Source organism: Trinickia symbiotica (genome assembly GCF_002934455.1).
GTDB lineage: Bacteria > Pseudomonadota > Gammaproteobacteria > Burkholderiales > Burkholderiaceae > Trinickia > Trinickia symbiotica.
The window spans coordinates 116,217-131,120 of record NZ_PTIR01000021.1; the positions used below are offsets into that span (position 1 = coordinate 116,217).

Sequence of the window (14,904 nt, forward strand, 5' to 3'; positions counted from 1 at the left end):
TTGGCTGCCTGGCGAAAGGGACGACCGGCGGCGGGAGTGGCGTCCGCGCGTTTCTCGTGCGTTGGCTTTATGCCCCGCCCGTCGGATCGACTGGCTCAATCGGCGTGCCTTCGACCGTTTGCCGTGCCTCGTCCGCGAGCATGACCGGAATGCCGTCGCGAATCGGATAGGCCAGCTTGTCGGCTTGGCAGATGAGCTCCTCGTTTGCCCGGTCGTAACGGAGTGGGCCCTTGCAAATCGGGCACACGAGAATTTCAAGCAAGCGAGCGTCCACGGAGTTTCTCCACAACGAGAGCGATGAGGCGGCCTGGCAACGCAGCTTCGACCGGAACGACCCAGATCCGCGCGTCGCGCCGTCCGCGCAATTTTACTGCATCCTTTTCGGTGATCAGGATCACGTCGGCCTGCGCACCCTCGAACGGATCGCGACGATACGCGTAGTGATCGGGCAGCGCGCGCGTCGCGGGCGCGAGGCCCGCCGCGCGCAGCGTCGCGAAAAAACGCTCGGGCGAGCCGATGCCGGCCGCCGCCAGCACGCGCGCGCCCGCGAACTGAGCGAGCGGACGGCGCAGGCTCGGGTCCGCGAGGTGCCACGCATCGCCGGGCGAGATCGTCAGCGCGTACGTGTCGGGCCACGGCGGCAACTCGCGGCTGAACGGGTTGTTGACGAGCGTGGCGTCGCGCCGGCGCGAAAGCGGCTCGCGCAACGGCCCCGCCGGCAGCAGAAATCCGTTGCCGGCAAGACGCTGATCGAACACGACGAGCTCGACGTCGCGCTGCAGGCGGTAGTGCTGGAGCCCGTCGTCGCTCACGATCACGTCGACGTCGCTATGCGCAGTCACCAATGCGCGGGCGGCGGCCACGCGGTCGGGGCAAACCCAGACGGGCGCGCCCGTGCGCCGCGCGATGATGAGCGGCTCGTCGCCGGCTTCGTCAGGGTGTGAGGCTGCCGTCACGGCGCGCGGCTCGGCCACCTTCGCGCCATATCCGCGCGAGACGACGCCCGGCGTGAAGCCCGCGGCGCGCAGTGCATCGACGAGCGCGATGACGGTCGGCGTCTTGCCCGTTCCGCCGACGGTCACGTTGCCGACGACGACGACCGGCAAGCCGATTCGCACGCTCTCGCGCCAGCCGAGCGAGAAGCTCGCGCGGCGCAGCGCGGCTGCCGCGCCGAAGGCCAACGAAAGCGGGGAGAGCGCCCAGGCGAGCGGCCCGCGGCGCTGCCATTCGCGCGTGAGGCGCGCTTCGATGCGCGCTTTGATTCGATCGGCGAGGCGTTCACCGAGGCGGGATGGCGCTGACATCGTCGATAAGGGTCGGGGGTGCGGTTCGGGAACCCGGCACTCTAGCGCGCCCAGCCCGCCGAGGGCAAGACGGCTCGCCGGCAAAGCGCCCATTTCTCTCTATCCCCAGCATCCGCTCACCTGTGGATAACTCTGTGAAGAACGTGCCTCCCAAACGGCGAGGAGGCCGGCAGATCAAGGCTCTTGTCGGTGGCAACTTATGTCGTACGAATGGTAAATCGTTAAAAATCAAGGGCTTGCCACATATGCTCGCGGCTCCGCGCGGCGTCCCCGAAAAAGCCATGTTTTTTGCCCTCTATGTGGGAAACCTGGCGCCGGACGCCATTGCGGCACTGGACGCCGCCACGCGAGGAGACTATCGTCTGTCCGGCAGAAAAAATGAGATCCAGTATGCATTCGCGTTCTTCCTTCTCTCCGTCGGGGCCGGCGGCCTCGTCCGCGGGCGGACCGTTCGACAGTGATATCGCCATCCCGGTCTCGGTGCTCAACCGAACGATCGGCAGATTGCTCGAACGATCGTTTCCGCTCGTCTGGGTGGCCGGCGAAGTCTCGAACTTCATGCGGGCGGCAAGCGGTCATTGGTACTTTTCCATCAAGGACGGCGAAGCGCAGATGCGCTGCGTCATGTTCCGCGGGCGCGCCCAATACGCCGAGTTCACGCCGCGCGAAGGCGACAAGATCGAGGTGCGGGCGCTCGTGACGATGTACGAGCCGCGCGGCGAAATCCAGCTCAACGTGGAGGCCGTGCGCCGCACGGGGCTCGGCCGTCTTTACGAGGCGTTCCTGCGCTTGAAGACGAAGCTCGAAGCCGAGGGCCTTTTCGCGGCCGAGCGCAAACGTCCACTGCCGACGCATCCGCACGCGATAGGCATTGTCACCTCGCTGCAGGCGGCTGCGTTGCGCGATGTCCTGACGACGCTTGCGCGCCGCGCGCCGCATATTCCCATCGTCATTTATCCGGCACCCGTGCAAGGGACAGGTGCAGGCGAAAAGCTGGCCGCGATGATCGAGAAGGCGAATGCGCGGCGCGAGGTCGATGTGCTCGTCGTATGCCGCGGCGGGGGCTCGATCGAAGATCTCTGGGCGTTCAACGAGGAGGTGGTGGCGCGAGCGATCGCCGCGAGCGAGCTCCCGGTCGTCTGCGGCGTCGGGCACGAGACCGACATCACGATCGCCGATTTCGCGGCCGACGTCCGCGCGCCGACGCCGACAGGCGCGGCCGAACTCGTCAGTCCACAGCGCACGATGCTGCTGCGCGAGCTCGACCAGCGCCGCGCTGCGCTCGCGCGCGGTTTCGGCCGCCTCGCGGAGCGGCGCGCGCAGCAGCTCGACTGGCTTGCGCGCCGGCTCGTGAGCCCCGCGGAGCGTCTGAGGCGTCAACGCGTCCATTTGCAGCAGCTTCAGGCACGGCTCGCGTCGGCAGGCGCGCGTCCGGTGCGCGACGCGCGGGCGCGCTTTGCGCTCGTGCGGTTGCGCTGGGAGCGTTGGCGGCCCGATCTCGGCGCTCACCGGCAGGCGCTCTCGGGCTTTGCGCGGCGACTCGACGCCACGCTCGCGCGACAACACGAGCGTCACGCGGCGAAAGTGGCGTCGCTCGGGGCGCGGCTGGAGCTGCTCAGCCCGCAGCGCACGCTCGAGCGCGGCTACGCCGCATTACTCGATGGGCGAACGGGGCATGCCGTCCGGGCGACCGGCGAGCTCAAGCGCGAGCGGCGCTATGAGCTGCATCTCGCGCAAGGGGCGGCCGACGTTTCGTTCGGGGATGTGCAGCCGCGTCTCACCGACACATTTTAGCTAGCAATTCCAGCGTTCGACCGGGGTCGAGGCGGTCGCGCGCGGGCCTCCCGGATAGGTGCGACGATAGGCGCGGCCGTGAGCATTTTTTACGCCGATTCGCGCGCGCAGCGGTCAATGATGCGTCTAAAGGGCCACTGGTTTGCGGGGTTATTCCAAGTCGCCTACAATCGAAGGCTCGGAAGTGTCGCCTGCTAAATGCATAAAGTACCCACAACGAGTACCCCCATACTCGATCACTCGATAGAAGGAACTGCACCATGGAACACTCGCTCCCGCCGCTGCCGTTTGCCAAGAACGCCCTCGCGCCCCATATGTCGGAAGAGACGCTCGACTTTCACTACGGCAAACATCATCAGGCCTATGTAACGAACCTGAACAACCTCATCAAGGGCACCGAGTTCGAGAACCTCGGTCTCGAAGAGATCATCAAGAAATCGTCGGGCGGCGTCTTCAACAATTCGGCACAGGTCTGGAACCACACGTTTTTCTGGAACTGCCTCAAGCCGCAAGGCGGCGGTACGCCGACGGGTGCGCTCGCCGAGGCGATCAACAAGAAGTGGGGCTCGTTCGACGCGTTCAAGGAAGCTTTCTCGAAGGCGGCCGCCGGCAACTTCGGGTCGGGCTGGACGTGGCTCGTGAAGAAGGCCGACGGCTCGCTCGACATCGTCTCGACGAGCAACGCCGCCACGCCGCTGACGACGGATGCCAAGCCGCTGCTCACGATCGACGTTTGGGAGCACGCTTACTACATCGATTTCCGCAATGCGCGGCCGAAGTTCATCGAAACGTTCCTGAACCACCTCGCGAATTGGGATTTCGCCGCGAAGAACTTTGCGTCGTAATCGAGCGCGCACGCGCCACCTTCTGTGTGGCGCGCTAGGTAAGCTAACGCTGGTATGAAAAAGAAAGGCCCTCGCAGCTGCGCGAGGGCCTCTTTTTTGGAGATTGCCGAATGCATTGCCGTATTCGGCGCCGCACGATCACAACGCCGTGCGCCGCGCGATGTCATCGAGCGCCGCCCGTTCGGTCAACACATCATCGATGAGCCCGTACTCCTTGGCGGCCGCGGCCGACATGAAATTGTCGCGATCCGTATCCTTGGCAATCTGCTCGATGCTCTGCCCGGTGCGGTCGGCCAAGATCGCATTGAGGCGCTCACGCAGAAACAACACCTCTTTTGCCTGAATCTCGATATCGGCCGCCGTGCCCTGACTGCCGCCCGACGGCTGATGGATCATGATCCGCGCGTTCGGCAGTGCGAACCGTTTGCCTTTCGCGCCCGCCGCGAGCAGGAACGTGCCCATGCTCGCCGCGAAGCCTGTGCAGAGCGTCGAGACCTGCGGCTTGATGAACTGCATCGTGTCGTAGATCGCCATGCCGTCGTAGACCGAACCGCCGGGCGAATTAACGTAGAACGAAATATCCTTGTCGGGATTTTCGGACTCGAGAAACAGCATTTGCGCCACGATCAGGCTCGCCGTTTCGTCGGTGACGGGGCCGACGAGAAAGACGATGCGCTCGCGCAGCAGGCGCGAATAGATGTCATAGGCGCGCTCGCCGCGGCCCGTCGTCTCGATGACCGTAGGCACAAGCTGGCTGTAGGGGTCAGGGTGCATGAGCATTCCTCGCGTGGATGTCGATAGGGCGGCGCATCGATATGCGTAGCCTCTCGACTGTCATGACGCACGGATTGCATCTATTGTGACAAGACTGGGCGCCGAATGCAGCGGCTATCGATAAAAAGTCGCGCGTCGCGCCGGCGCTCGTCACGTTTTGACATGCTCAAACGTCAAAGAGTCGGGGATCCAACCCTGAGACTTAGCGGACGGCCCTGAGTGCGAGCCGTGAGGGCGCGCCCTGTTTCAGGGAATCCCGCCGAAGCGATGCCTGGAGAAGACGGAATGACGCGAGCACGAAACGAAAACAAACCCAACGAGAAACCGGACAAGACGTCGGGGTTCGAGGCCGCCCGCGCGCGGCTCATGGCGCGCGCCTACCGCCTGCTCGGATCTCGCGCGGAGGCGGAGGACGTCGTGCAGGACGCCTGGCTCAAATGGCATGCGGCCGACGACGCTGCATTGCGGACACCGCTCGCGTGGCTCACGACGATCACGACGCGGCTTGCCATCGACAGACTGCGGCGCTTGCAGACGGAATATGCCGCCCATGAAAAAGAGCGGCAGGCATCGTCGGATGTGCACGAGACGATGCCCTCGGCGGAGGAGGAGGCATTGCGTGCTTCGTCGATGGAAGAGGGGCTCTGGCTGCTCTTTGAGACACTCACGCCCGACGAGCGTGCCGCCTTTATCCTGCACGAAGCGTTCGATTGCGACTATGCGCGGATTGCGGATGTCCTGGGCAAGAAGACTCCCGCGCATTGCCGGCAGCTCGTGCATCGCGCGCGGTTGCGCCTGCAACGAACGCCGGAAACGGGCGGTGAAAACGCTGACGCCGAGGTCGACGTCGACGAACGCACGCGGCGGCGCGAGCGGCACGAGGAGCTCGAGCGCCTGCGCATGGCGATCGAAACCTGCGACCCGGCAGCGGCGATGCGGCTTTTCGAAGAGGCGGCCACCGCGGGCGCCGAAGCGCTTACGGTGGAACGCGCCGAGCGTGTCGTTGCAGTTGCGGCGGCACCGGTGGGCACGACCGCGTCGTTCGCCGCTGACACAGGGCGGTCCGCGCAAACACTGGCCGTGTCGGACGTGGCCTATATCGCGGTGCTGCATCGATGCACGATCGTCGCGCTCGTTGCGGTGTCGTTTGCTGGAACGCGGATCGTCTATGTTCGCCTGATGACCGATCCGGTCGTTTTGGCTGCCGTGAACCGCGCGTTCGGCGAGCCGGCCATCGACAGTCTGCTCGCAACGGTTCGTTCGAACGAACACGCGTACGCGTGAGCTGGGTGAGCCGCCGCGTTCGCGATCAGCGCGCGGTCTTCCGATAGCCTCTTACGCCGCAAGCGGTTCGGCCAGGTCGCTAGCACACTAGAGACCTTGCGATGCCGCGTCCCAGTTGATGTCGACGCAAAGCACTTGCAGGCCTTTCGGCGTTTGCGCGGCAGCCGATGCCGTCACGCAGAGATGCGCTTCGTTGATGGAGAGATAAGGCGCGGTCAGATGAACACGGCCCGGGGCACGAACGGCTTCGATGAAGTAAGGGCGCCGTTCCCAGCTCGCGCCCTCCGAATGCAGCAACGGTCGAAAACGCTTCGCGCGGCGTGAGACGCGACGCCCTTCCGGCACGAGGTTGTCGCCGATCTGCCGACCGTGCGCATCGAGCAGGAAGCATCTTGCGGAATCGGGCAGCGCGAGCAGAGAGCGCGTCGCACGCTCGATCGTCTCGCCCGCGACGACATGTCCGCAGGCCTCCTGGAGCGCCGCGACGTAGGGTGTGAGCCGCGCGGCCTGCGCGCGTTCGCGCGCCGCCACCCGCTCGCGCAGCGCTGCCGACAGCGCATCCATCGCGGCCGCGGCCACACGCGGCTCGACCGGATCCATGCTGGGCCCGGCGAAATAGGCGCCCTGCATGAAATCGACGTTGGCTTCGAGCGCAATCAACGCTTCGCGCTCAGTGGAAAGACCGCCCATCAGCACGAGCTGTCCCGATTCGTGCAACAGCGACACGAGCCCCGGCAATACGCGTTCGATGTGCGAATGTTCGCTCGCCTGCTGAAGGATCACGCGATCGAGCGTGACGATGTCGGGACGTAGATGCCAAACGCGGTCGATGTTCGAATGCTTCGCGCCGAAACCGCCGAGCGCGATCAGAAAGCCCGATTTACGCAGCGAATCGACGATTTCCGCGAAGCGGCTCGTTTCGCCGCCCGCTTGCTCGGGCACTTCGAGGACGACGCGCTGCGGCGGCAGCGCGAGCGCCTTCAGCCCCGCGAGCAGCGCATCGCCATAACTCGTGTCCATCAGCGCGGCCGGGTGCAGGCTCAGAAAGAGCCATTCGTCACGGCTGTCGAAAGCGCTGAAATTGCCCAGATGCAGCGATTCGGCGAGTCTTCCGAGCTCGAGCAGATCGCCGCGCCGTGCCGCCTGGGTGAACACCTCGTGGGAAAGCACCTGACGACCGTCTTCATCGTGCGCACGCAGTGACGCGTGGTAGCCGATCGCGCGCCGATGCGATACCGAGAACACCGGCTGAAAGACGCTGAATACGGTATAGCCGCCATAGACGACGGTATGCCGTGCGCCTGCTTCGCCAGCAACGGGACGCGGCGGCTGAAACCCGGGAGGATCGAGTTCGATCATGCTCGGTCGGAATCGAAGAATCGGAAAATGACGAGGCATCGCAGTGTAGCCGCATGCGATGCGAAATAACGGCTACTTTACCGCATAAGGCAGCAAGAACTATGCGAGACACCTACTCGCATTGGTGTGCGGGCGCTCACATCGGCTACGACCTTCGATGTACCGAGCTTGATCGGTTGGTCGGTCGGCGTCCGCAACTCGGGTGCGCACGCTCCTGGTGCGTCAGATGACCAAGGTTGTGCTCAACCGATCAGCTCGGACTGATTCGCGGGTGCGCCTCGCGCTGCCGAGGGGCGATCGGGCTCGAGCCGCGCCGCGCGTTCAAAAAAATCGTGCGCGCGTGGATCCGTCGCGTAGGCCGCGTTGATGCGAAGCCATGGACTTGTTTCTCCATGAGGACGGAAGTAGCTGCCGGGCGCGACCGTCACGCCGCACGAGGCCGCGCATTCGACGAGTCGCTGCGAATCTTCGATGTGCGGAACGCGCGCCCAGAGGAACTTGCCGCCAGCCGGCGGCGCGAATAGCTGCCAGCCGTGCGATTCGAGCGTCTGAATGCCCGCTCCGAGCACTTCGTTCATGCGCCGGCGCAGGCGATCGAGAAACTTGCGATAGGCGCCGCGCTCGAGCATCGCAAGCGCGACCGATTCGGCGAACAGCGACCCGCCGATGCCCGTCAGCATCTTGATGTCGACGATGTCCTTGACGATCGTCGGATGGGCGGCGATGAACCCGGTCCGCAGCGACGACGACAGCGTCTTCGACAGCCCGCCGATGTAGATGACCTGCTCGAGCTGATCGAGCGCGGCAAGGCGATCGGTCGGCTCGGCCTGAAAATCGGCGTAGATGTCGTCCTCGACGATCGTGAAGCCGTATTCGCGCGCGAGCTGAAGTACGCGAAAGGCGACTGACGGCGCGACGATCGTGCCGGTCGGATTGTGAAAGACCGAGTTGACGAAGAAGGCTCGCGGACGGTGGCGCTCGAGTGCGGCCCGTAACGCCTCGACATCCGGTCCGGCCGCCGTGCGCGGAATGCCGACGATGTTGACCCCGTGCAACTTCAGGAGTCCGAACAAATTGTAGTAGCCCGGATCCTCGACGAACATCGTGTCGCCCGCCTTCAGCAGATAGCGGACGACGAGATCGATGGCCTGGCTCGCGCCACATGTGATGACGATTTGCGACGTGTCGGCGCGGATGCCGAGCGACGCGATGCGGGCCTGCAAGTGCTCGCGCAATGCGGCGTTGCCGAATGGTGTCGCGTAATCGATCATGGCCGCGGGATCGGTCCGCGCGACGTGGCGGATCGCTTGCGCGAGACCTTCCATGTCGCGCCATGCCTCGGGGATGAAGCCGGTCGCGAGTTTCAACGTGTCGCCGGGATGATTGAACTCGTGCAGGATGTGGCCCGACTCGTCTTCCGCGCGGCGTGGATCGGATGTGCCCGCGGAGCCCGATACGTCGCGCCAGCGCGCGCTCACGTAAAAGCCCGAGCCGTGCCGCGATTCGACATAGCCGAGCGATACGAGCCGATCATAAGCTTCGATGACGGGAAATCGGCTGATGCCGTATTGCGCCGCGAGGCCGCGAATCGATGGCAGCTTCGCGCCGGCATGCGCTTCCCGCGAGCGAACCCAGCCCTCGATCTGCGCGACGATCTGGTCTGTGAGCGGCACGCCGTTGCCGCGGTCGAGCTCGAGCATCATCGATAGGCCTCGCCCATTCAAGTGTTCGGTAATTTGCCTGCACAGTTTCGCTGAAACTGTTCGGAACTGTGCATGTGATTATAGCGATCGAGCCGAGATAATGCATCCACTGAGCAATGCTTTATCGAGGAGGCTGAGATGCGCGAGATCCGAGAGTTCGAAATGGAACACGACGAGCCGGCCACGGCCTGGCGCATCGTGCGGCCCCTCGTCGTGACGGTGACGACCGGGCAGTTGTGGCTGACGCTCGAGCACGACGCCGAAGACTACTGGCTCGAGGCAGGACAGTCGTTTCTCCTGCCGGCCGGGACCCGAGCGTGGGTCAGCGCCGGGCGCGATGGGGCGCGCGTCAACGTGACGAGCGCCAACTCGGTCGATGCTGACAGGCGCGCTGCGTTCGCGCAGTCGGCGGCGGCAAGCGCTCGCGGCTGGATGACTCGGTGGCTACGGGTAGCGTGAAAGTATCGATCCGGACCGATAGCGTCGGTGCCCCGACTGCCGTAACGTCATTTACGGGACAGATCTACGCCCGCTGTTGTGTTGCCGGCATATCGATTGTCGACGGCTCGTGATCGAAGCGGTGTGCGCCGGCGTATGCGGGGGGCTCGTATGCGCCGACATAGCGGGCGCGCGGGCGAATCAATCTGCCGTCTTCCATTTGTTCCAATGCGTGTGCGATCCAGCCGGCTGCCCGGCCAAGCGCGAAGAGAGCGAATGCCGCTCCCGGTGGCAGGTCCACGACACGCTCGATCGACGACAACGCAAAATCGACGGTCGGAGCGAGGCCAGTCGAGCGCCCCGCCGCATGCGTTATCGCCTCGATCTGATTCAGTCTCGCGCGCGCGGCCGTTCTGACTCCTGCGCACTCGTCGAGCATGGCAAGCAGCACCGTCGCGCGCGGATCGCCTTGCGGATACAGCGGATGCCCGAAACCGGGAAGGATCGTGCGCGGCCGGTCGTCGTCGTGGCGAGCGAGATGTGCCGCCAAATATCGATCGACATCACCGGCTTGATCGACCTCCGCGAAGAGGGCGCTCACACGCATGGTCTCGCCGCAATGGCGTGGACCGGCGAGCGCCGCGAGCCCGCCCGTCACCGCGCCGAACAGATGCATCCCCGTCGAGGCGATGCAGCGCACGGTAAACGTGGAGGCATTGAGCTCATGGTCCGCGCATACGACGAGCGCCGCGCGCAACAGCTCGACGTGCCTGCGATTGCGGATGCCCCACGCATGCGCGAACTGACGGTGCAGCGGCCCGCGCGACGGCCTGCCTCGGACGAGGGCCGCGGCGAGCACGCTCATCAATGCGACGCCCGTATCGAGCTGTGCCTCGCGATCCAATGCCCATATACGCGGTATCAGTTTGGCGGCTGCCGGTAGCAGCACGAGTGCGCGCTCGTGCGGCGCATCGGTGCGTGTCAGCTTCAACCAGGCGTCCCATTGCCGGGCCGCCAGTGGGGCGTCGGGCGCTGCATCGATACGCGCACGTTCGCACTCCCAAAGAATCGCGGCCGCCTCTTCGAGCGTCGCTGCGCGGGCGAGTTCAATGGCGTCGTGGCCGCGATAGTAGAGCCGGCCATCGGCGATCAGCGTGATGCGCGACTCGAGTACGGGCACGCCCCAGTCCAGCACCTTCTGCGCGACTTTGCCGGCACGCTTGCCGTCGGCCTTCCTGCGGGCCAGGCGGCGTACGTCGTCGGCCGCGTATAGACGCCGCTTGCCGTTTGCTTCGGGCGCCGAGCGCAGCATGCCGCGGCTCACGTAGGAATAGAGCGTCGGCACGCTGATCTGGAGCAGCGCGGCGGCTTCGGAGGCGGTCAGGTAGGCGGGCATCAATCTTCTTCAGTGTCCAGTTTCGGAAGGGATAGGGGGCGAGAACCAAACTAATCGATATATGTTGACAAATTGAATCAAGATTGATTGGCGTGATCGTCGATTCTAGACTCGTTCCCATCCCTTCAACGCGTTTCGTCATCGCTATGACCACACCGATCACGCCGCTCGTTGCGCTCGATCATCTCTGGTCGCTGGCCCGCTGCGCGCCTGACATGCTCGAAGACATTCACTTCGAAGGCGCGGACCCCGGTTTGCCCTCGATCTATCGCGTCGGCACGCTCGCAAGCGCGACGATCGGCGCCTCGGCGCTCGCCGCCGCCGCATGTGAGCGGGTGCGGCGAGGGCGCACGCAGCGCGTCGAGGTTTCGATGCGTCGCGCACTCGTCGCGTTTCGCAGCGAACGATACTTGCGTATCGACGACGGTCCCGCTCCGGAACTGCGCGATCCGCTGACAGGGTTCTTCGAAACGCGCGGCGGGCGGTGGATTCAATTGCACGCGAATTTCGCGCATCACCGCGACGGCATCCTCCGGGTGCTCGGTTGTGAGAACGATCGGGGGCGGGTCGCCGAGGCGATTCTCGGCTGGGACGGCGCGGAACTCGATCGCACGCTCGCCGATGCGGGGCTGTGCGCCGCATTGATCCGCTCGCCGGACGAGTGGGCGAGAGAGCCGCAGGCGGCGGCTATTGCGGGGCTGCCGCTATTCGAAATCGAGCGCATCGGCGATGCGCCGCCCATGCCGATTGGCGGCGACAGTCCTCTCGCGACCGACCGCCCCCTGAGCGGCACGCGCGTGCTCGATCTCTCGCGCATCATTGCCGGCCCCGTCGCCGGACGCACACTGGCGCAGCACGGCGCCGAAGTGCTGCTCATCAATGGGCCGCATCTGCCGAATATCGCTCCGCTCGTCATCGACAACGGCCGCGGCAAGCGCTCGGCACTGCTCGACTTGCGCGAGGCCCAAGGGCGGGACGCGTTGCGATCACTGGCGGCCGATGCCGACGTATTCTTGCAGTCCTATAGGCCCGGTGCGCTTGCGGCGCATGGATTCGGGCCCGAGGACCTCGCTCGGATGAAGCCCGGCATCGTGTACGTATCGGTCTGTGCGTATGGGCACACGGGCCCGTGGGCCCAGCGTCGCGGCTTCGACAGCCTCGTGCAATCGGCGAGCGGCATCGCGTGGACCGAGCAGGCGGCGGCGCGCACAGCCATGCCGAAACCCTTGCCGTGCCAGGCGCTCGATCATGCAACGGGCTACCTTGCCGCATTCGGTGCGATGGCGGCGCTGCTGCGACGCGCGAATGAAGGCGGCAGCTGGCACGTGCGTGTGTCGCTCGCGCAGACGGGGCGCTGGCTGCAATCGTTCGGCACCCTCGACGACGGCTGGCGCGCGCCTGACGTGGGTTTCGACGATGTCCGTGATGCGCTGCAGACAATGGACTCTCCGTTCGGCCGCGTGCTCGCGGCCGCGCCGGCCGAATCGATGTCGGAGACGGCGCCGCGCTTCGATCGGCCGCCCGTGCCGATCGGCACCGACGGGCCGCGTTGGCTCGCGCAGGGCCTATCCGCCTAGGGCAATGAGCGGACGGCGCTCGCCACCCAATACGACCGCGCGGGCAAGTTATTCGAAACAAGACCTGCCCTGCGATTCGGGAGTTGAGCCGAGCGCGCTACTTGCGCAATTCGGCGACGAAGTCGTAGTAGTCGTTCCGGCAATAGGTATCGGTCAACTCGATTGCGCGCTGCTCGGCCGTGTAGCCGACTCGTGTGATCAGCAGCAGTGCGTCGTGCGGCGCGATACCCATTTGCCGTGCGATTTCCTCGCTCGCATTGACGGCGCGAAAATGCTGCAGCGCTCGGACGATTCCAAGACCGCGTTGCTCGAGGTACGTGTAGAGGGAATCGCCAATCGAGCTGGGATCGGGAATCACCGAGGCGGGCAGCGTCGAATTCTCGACGGCCATCACGATGCCGTCGGCGAGCCGCAGACGCTTCAACCGTGCAACCGCTGCTGACGGCGACAGGCCGAGTTGAATGACCTCGTCGCGGCTCGCGGGCTGGATTTCGCGCGCGAGCCATTGCGAGCCCGGCTCGAATCCGCGCCGCCTGATCATCTCGCTGAAGCTCGAAAGCCGTGAAAGCGGATCGTCGTAGCGCGGCGTGATGAAGCTGCCCGCACCCTGCGTTCGACGGATCAAGCCCTGTTCGACGAGCAGTGCGATGGCCTTGCGCGCCGTGATGCGCGAGACGCCCAGCGCTTCGGACAGCACGCGCTCGGACGGCAAAGCTTCGCCGGCGTTCCAGCGGTTCTCGTGGATCGCCTGGCCGAGCTTGCGCGCGAGTTGCAGGTAGAGTGGCGTATCGTTGTCCGGGTCCGGGCGCAGGTCGCGCCAGCGGTCTTCCGAGAGTGTGTTCATGGAATTCGCGCTGCTGAGGGCAAGCGTCAATTTTATGCCATCGAACACCGCGGTTATCCGATCCGTTGCTCGTCCCGGACGGCGGAACCACGAACTGTTGCGTTCATAGGAGATTCGCGATGGAGAACGACGCATACGTGACGCTACCGGATGGGGAGCGGCTTGCCAAGCTGGGGCAGGGCACATGGGAGATGGGCGAGCGAAAGGCACTGCGCGCGGCGGAGATAGCGGCGCTGCGCGAAGGCGTCGAGCTCGGGATGACCGTCATCGATACGGCTGAAATGTACGGCGACGGCGCGACGGAAACGCTTTTGGGCGAGGCGCTGGCGGGCCTGCGCGACGATGTGTTTCTCGTCAGCAAGGTCTATCCCCACAATGCGAGTCGGCGCGGTGTCACGGCTTCATGCGAGGCGAGCCTGAAACGGTTGAAAACGGATCGGCTCGATCTGTACCTGCTTCATTGGCCGGGTTCGATTCCGCTCGAAGAGACCGTCGAAGGATTCGAAGCGCTGCGGCGCGCGGGCAAGATCCGGCATTGGGGGGTGAGCAACTTCGACGTCGAGGAGATGGAGGCGCTCTTTACCGCCGGCGGCTCCGCTTGCGCGACCAACCAGATCCTGTACAACGTCGCGCGGCGAGGGCCCGAGCATGACTTGCTGCCGTGGATGCGGGCTCGGCGGATGCCGGCGATGGCCTACAGCCCGATCGACCATATGCGGTTGCCGGCGCATTCGGTCCTCGATGAGATAGGGGCCGCGCGAGGCGTCACGCCGGTTTGCATCGCGCTCGCATGGGTGCTCGCGCAACCCGGAATCTGCGCCATTCCGAAGGCTGGCAGCCTAGAGCACGTGCGCGAGAACAGACGAGCGCTCGACATCGTGTTGACCGATGCCGAGCGCTCGGCGATAGACGCTTATTTCAAACCGCCCCGCGGCAAGCGGCCGCTCGAAATGCTCTGATCCTCGTTGTGAGGCCGTGCGGTCAACCGACGGCACGGCGTCCATCGCTCCCTCGCGGCGAGTGAGCCGGCGCGCTGGCTCAGTGGTTACTGCCGCCGTGGCCTCCTCCGCCGCTGCTGCCGTTCCCGCCGCCATTGCCGCCGCCGTTGCCGCCGTTGCCACTGCCATGGCCGCTGCCGTTGCCGCCGCCATTGCCTGCGCCGTTTCCGCCGTTGCCGCTGCCATTGCCGCCGCCGTGGCCACCGCTACCGCTACCGCCGCTACCGCTACCGCTACCGCTACCGCCGCTACCGCTACCGCTACCGCCGCTACCGCTACCGCTACCTCCGCCTCGGCCACCACTGCCGCCGCTTCCGCCGCCGCCATTGCCGCCGCCGCGACCACCGCTACCGCCGCTACCGCCGCTACCGCCGCTACCGCCGCTACCGCCGCTGCCACCGCTGCCCCCGCCATTGCCGCCGCCATTGCCGCCGCCATTGCCGCCGCCGTGACCACCGCTACCGCCGCCGCCACCGCCACCGCCGCCGCCGCGACCACCGCTACCACCGCTACCACCGCTACCACCGCTACCACCGCTACCACCGCTACCACCGCTACCACCGCTACCACCGCTACCACCGCTACCAC

At 65.5% G+C, this 14,904-nt stretch carries 15 protein-coding genes; 7 read left to right on the forward strand and 8 right to left on the reverse strand.

All coding sequences use genetic code 11. The features are described 5' to 3' along the window. Positions 1–67: 67 nt before the first annotated feature. On the reverse strand, positions 68–274 hold the full coding sequence (locus B0G57_RS25090) for a Trm112 family protein (protein ID WP_018440765.1): 207 nt from the start codon (positions 272–274) through the stop codon (positions 68–70). Next, positions 255–1,304 (reverse strand): tetraacyldisaccharide 4'-kinase, encoded by a 1,050-nt coding sequence (gene lpxK, locus B0G57_RS25095; RefSeq protein ID WP_018440764.1) that lies wholly within the window; start codon positions 1,302–1,304, stop codon positions 255–257. Before lpxK ends, B0G57_RS25090 begins: the two co-directional genes overlap by 20 nt. 134 nt (positions 1,305–1,438) lie before the next feature. Here lpxK and B0G57_RS30990 point away from each other — a divergent pair, with 134 nt between their 5' ends. The 3 genes from B0G57_RS30990 to B0G57_RS25105 all read left to right on the forward strand — a co-directional run bounded on the left by B0G57_RS30990 (position 1,439) and on the right by B0G57_RS25105 (position 3,943). Further along, positions 1,439–1,765 (forward strand): hypothetical protein, encoded by a 327-nt coding sequence (locus B0G57_RS30990; protein WP_146098879.1) that lies wholly within the window; start codon positions 1,439–1,441, stop codon positions 1,763–1,765. Then, entirely contained in the window at positions 1,695–3,098 is a 1,404-nt protein-coding gene (gene xseA / locus B0G57_RS25100; RefSeq protein WP_026229680.1) for an exodeoxyribonuclease VII large subunit, read from the forward strand. Before B0G57_RS30990 ends, xseA begins: the two co-directional genes overlap by 71 nt. Before the next feature lie 260 nt (positions 3,099–3,358). Continuing rightward, entirely contained in the window at positions 3,359–3,943 is a 585-nt protein-coding gene (locus tag B0G57_RS25105; protein ID WP_018440761.1) for a superoxide dismutase, read from the forward strand. Positions 3,944–4,081: 138 nt separating this feature from the next. On the opposite strand, the gene clpP is transcribed toward B0G57_RS25105, so the two are convergent. Beyond that, entirely contained in the window at positions 4,082–4,723 is a 642-nt protein-coding gene (gene clpP, locus B0G57_RS25110) for an ATP-dependent Clp endopeptidase proteolytic subunit ClpP (protein ID WP_018440760.1), read from the reverse strand. 279 nt (positions 4,724–5,002) lie between these two features. Here clpP and B0G57_RS25115 point away from each other — a divergent pair, with 279 nt between their 5' ends. Further along, on the forward strand, positions 5,003–6,001 hold the full coding sequence (locus B0G57_RS25115) for a sigma-70 family RNA polymerase sigma factor (protein WP_018440759.1): 999 nt from the start codon (positions 5,003–5,005) through the stop codon (positions 5,999–6,001). A gap of 87 nt (positions 6,002–6,088) precedes the next feature. Here B0G57_RS25115 and B0G57_RS25120 read toward each other — a convergent pair whose 3' ends face one another. Both B0G57_RS25120 and B0G57_RS25125 read right to left on the reverse strand, forming a co-directional pair. Next, positions 6,089–7,360 carry an EAL domain-containing protein gene (locus B0G57_RS25120; protein WP_018440758.1) on the reverse strand — a complete coding sequence of 424 codons (1,272 nt, stop codon included), beginning with the start codon at positions 7,358–7,360 and terminating at the stop codon, positions 6,089–6,091. Positions 7,361–7,602: 242 nt separating this feature from the next. Continuing rightward, on the reverse strand, positions 7,603–9,060 hold the full coding sequence (locus B0G57_RS25125; RefSeq protein ID WP_018440757.1) for an aminotransferase-like domain-containing protein: 1,458 nt from the start codon (positions 9,058–9,060) through the stop codon (positions 7,603–7,605). Positions 9,061–9,201: 141 nt separating this feature from the next. Here B0G57_RS25125 and B0G57_RS25130 point away from each other — a divergent pair, with 141 nt between their 5' ends. Beyond that, complete coding sequence (locus B0G57_RS25130) at positions 9,202–9,522, forward strand: DUF2917 domain-containing protein (RefSeq protein WP_018440756.1); 321 nt, start codon at positions 9,202–9,204, stop codon at positions 9,520–9,522. A 64-nt stretch (positions 9,523–9,586) separates the two neighbouring features. Here the strand turns inward: B0G57_RS25130 and B0G57_RS25135 are convergent, their stop codons facing one another. Then, entirely contained in the window at positions 9,587–10,897 is a 1,311-nt protein-coding gene (locus B0G57_RS25135) for a citrate synthase family protein (protein ID WP_018440755.1), read from the reverse strand. Between the two features lie 158 nt (positions 10,898–11,055). Here B0G57_RS25135 and B0G57_RS25140 point away from each other — a divergent pair, with 158 nt between their 5' ends. Beyond that, positions 11,056–12,474: a CoA transferase gene (locus B0G57_RS25140; protein WP_035468635.1), complete on the forward strand. Its 1,419-nt coding sequence runs from the start codon at positions 11,056–11,058 to the stop codon at positions 12,472–12,474. Between the two features lie 97 nt (positions 12,475–12,571). Here B0G57_RS25140 and B0G57_RS25145 read toward each other — a convergent pair whose 3' ends face one another. After that, positions 12,572–13,318 (reverse strand): GntR family transcriptional regulator, encoded by a 747-nt coding sequence (locus tag B0G57_RS25145; RefSeq protein ID WP_018440753.1) that lies wholly within the window; start codon positions 13,316–13,318, stop codon positions 12,572–12,574. 119 nt (positions 13,319–13,437) lie between these two features. On the opposite strand from B0G57_RS25145, the gene B0G57_RS25150 reads away from it, so the two are divergent. Further along, the gene (locus B0G57_RS25150) at positions 13,438–14,277 is read left to right on the forward strand and encodes an aldo/keto reductase (RefSeq protein WP_018440752.1); all 840 of its coding nucleotides are present in this window, start codon (positions 13,438–13,440) and stop codon (positions 14,275–14,277) included. Here B0G57_RS25150 and B0G57_RS31175 read toward each other — a convergent pair. After that, on the reverse strand, positions 14,158–14,904 hold a 747-nt coding region (locus B0G57_RS31175; protein ID WP_199189649.1), incomplete at its 5' end, for a hypothetical protein. The two genes, B0G57_RS25150 and B0G57_RS31175, sit on opposite strands and share 120 nt — an antisense overlap.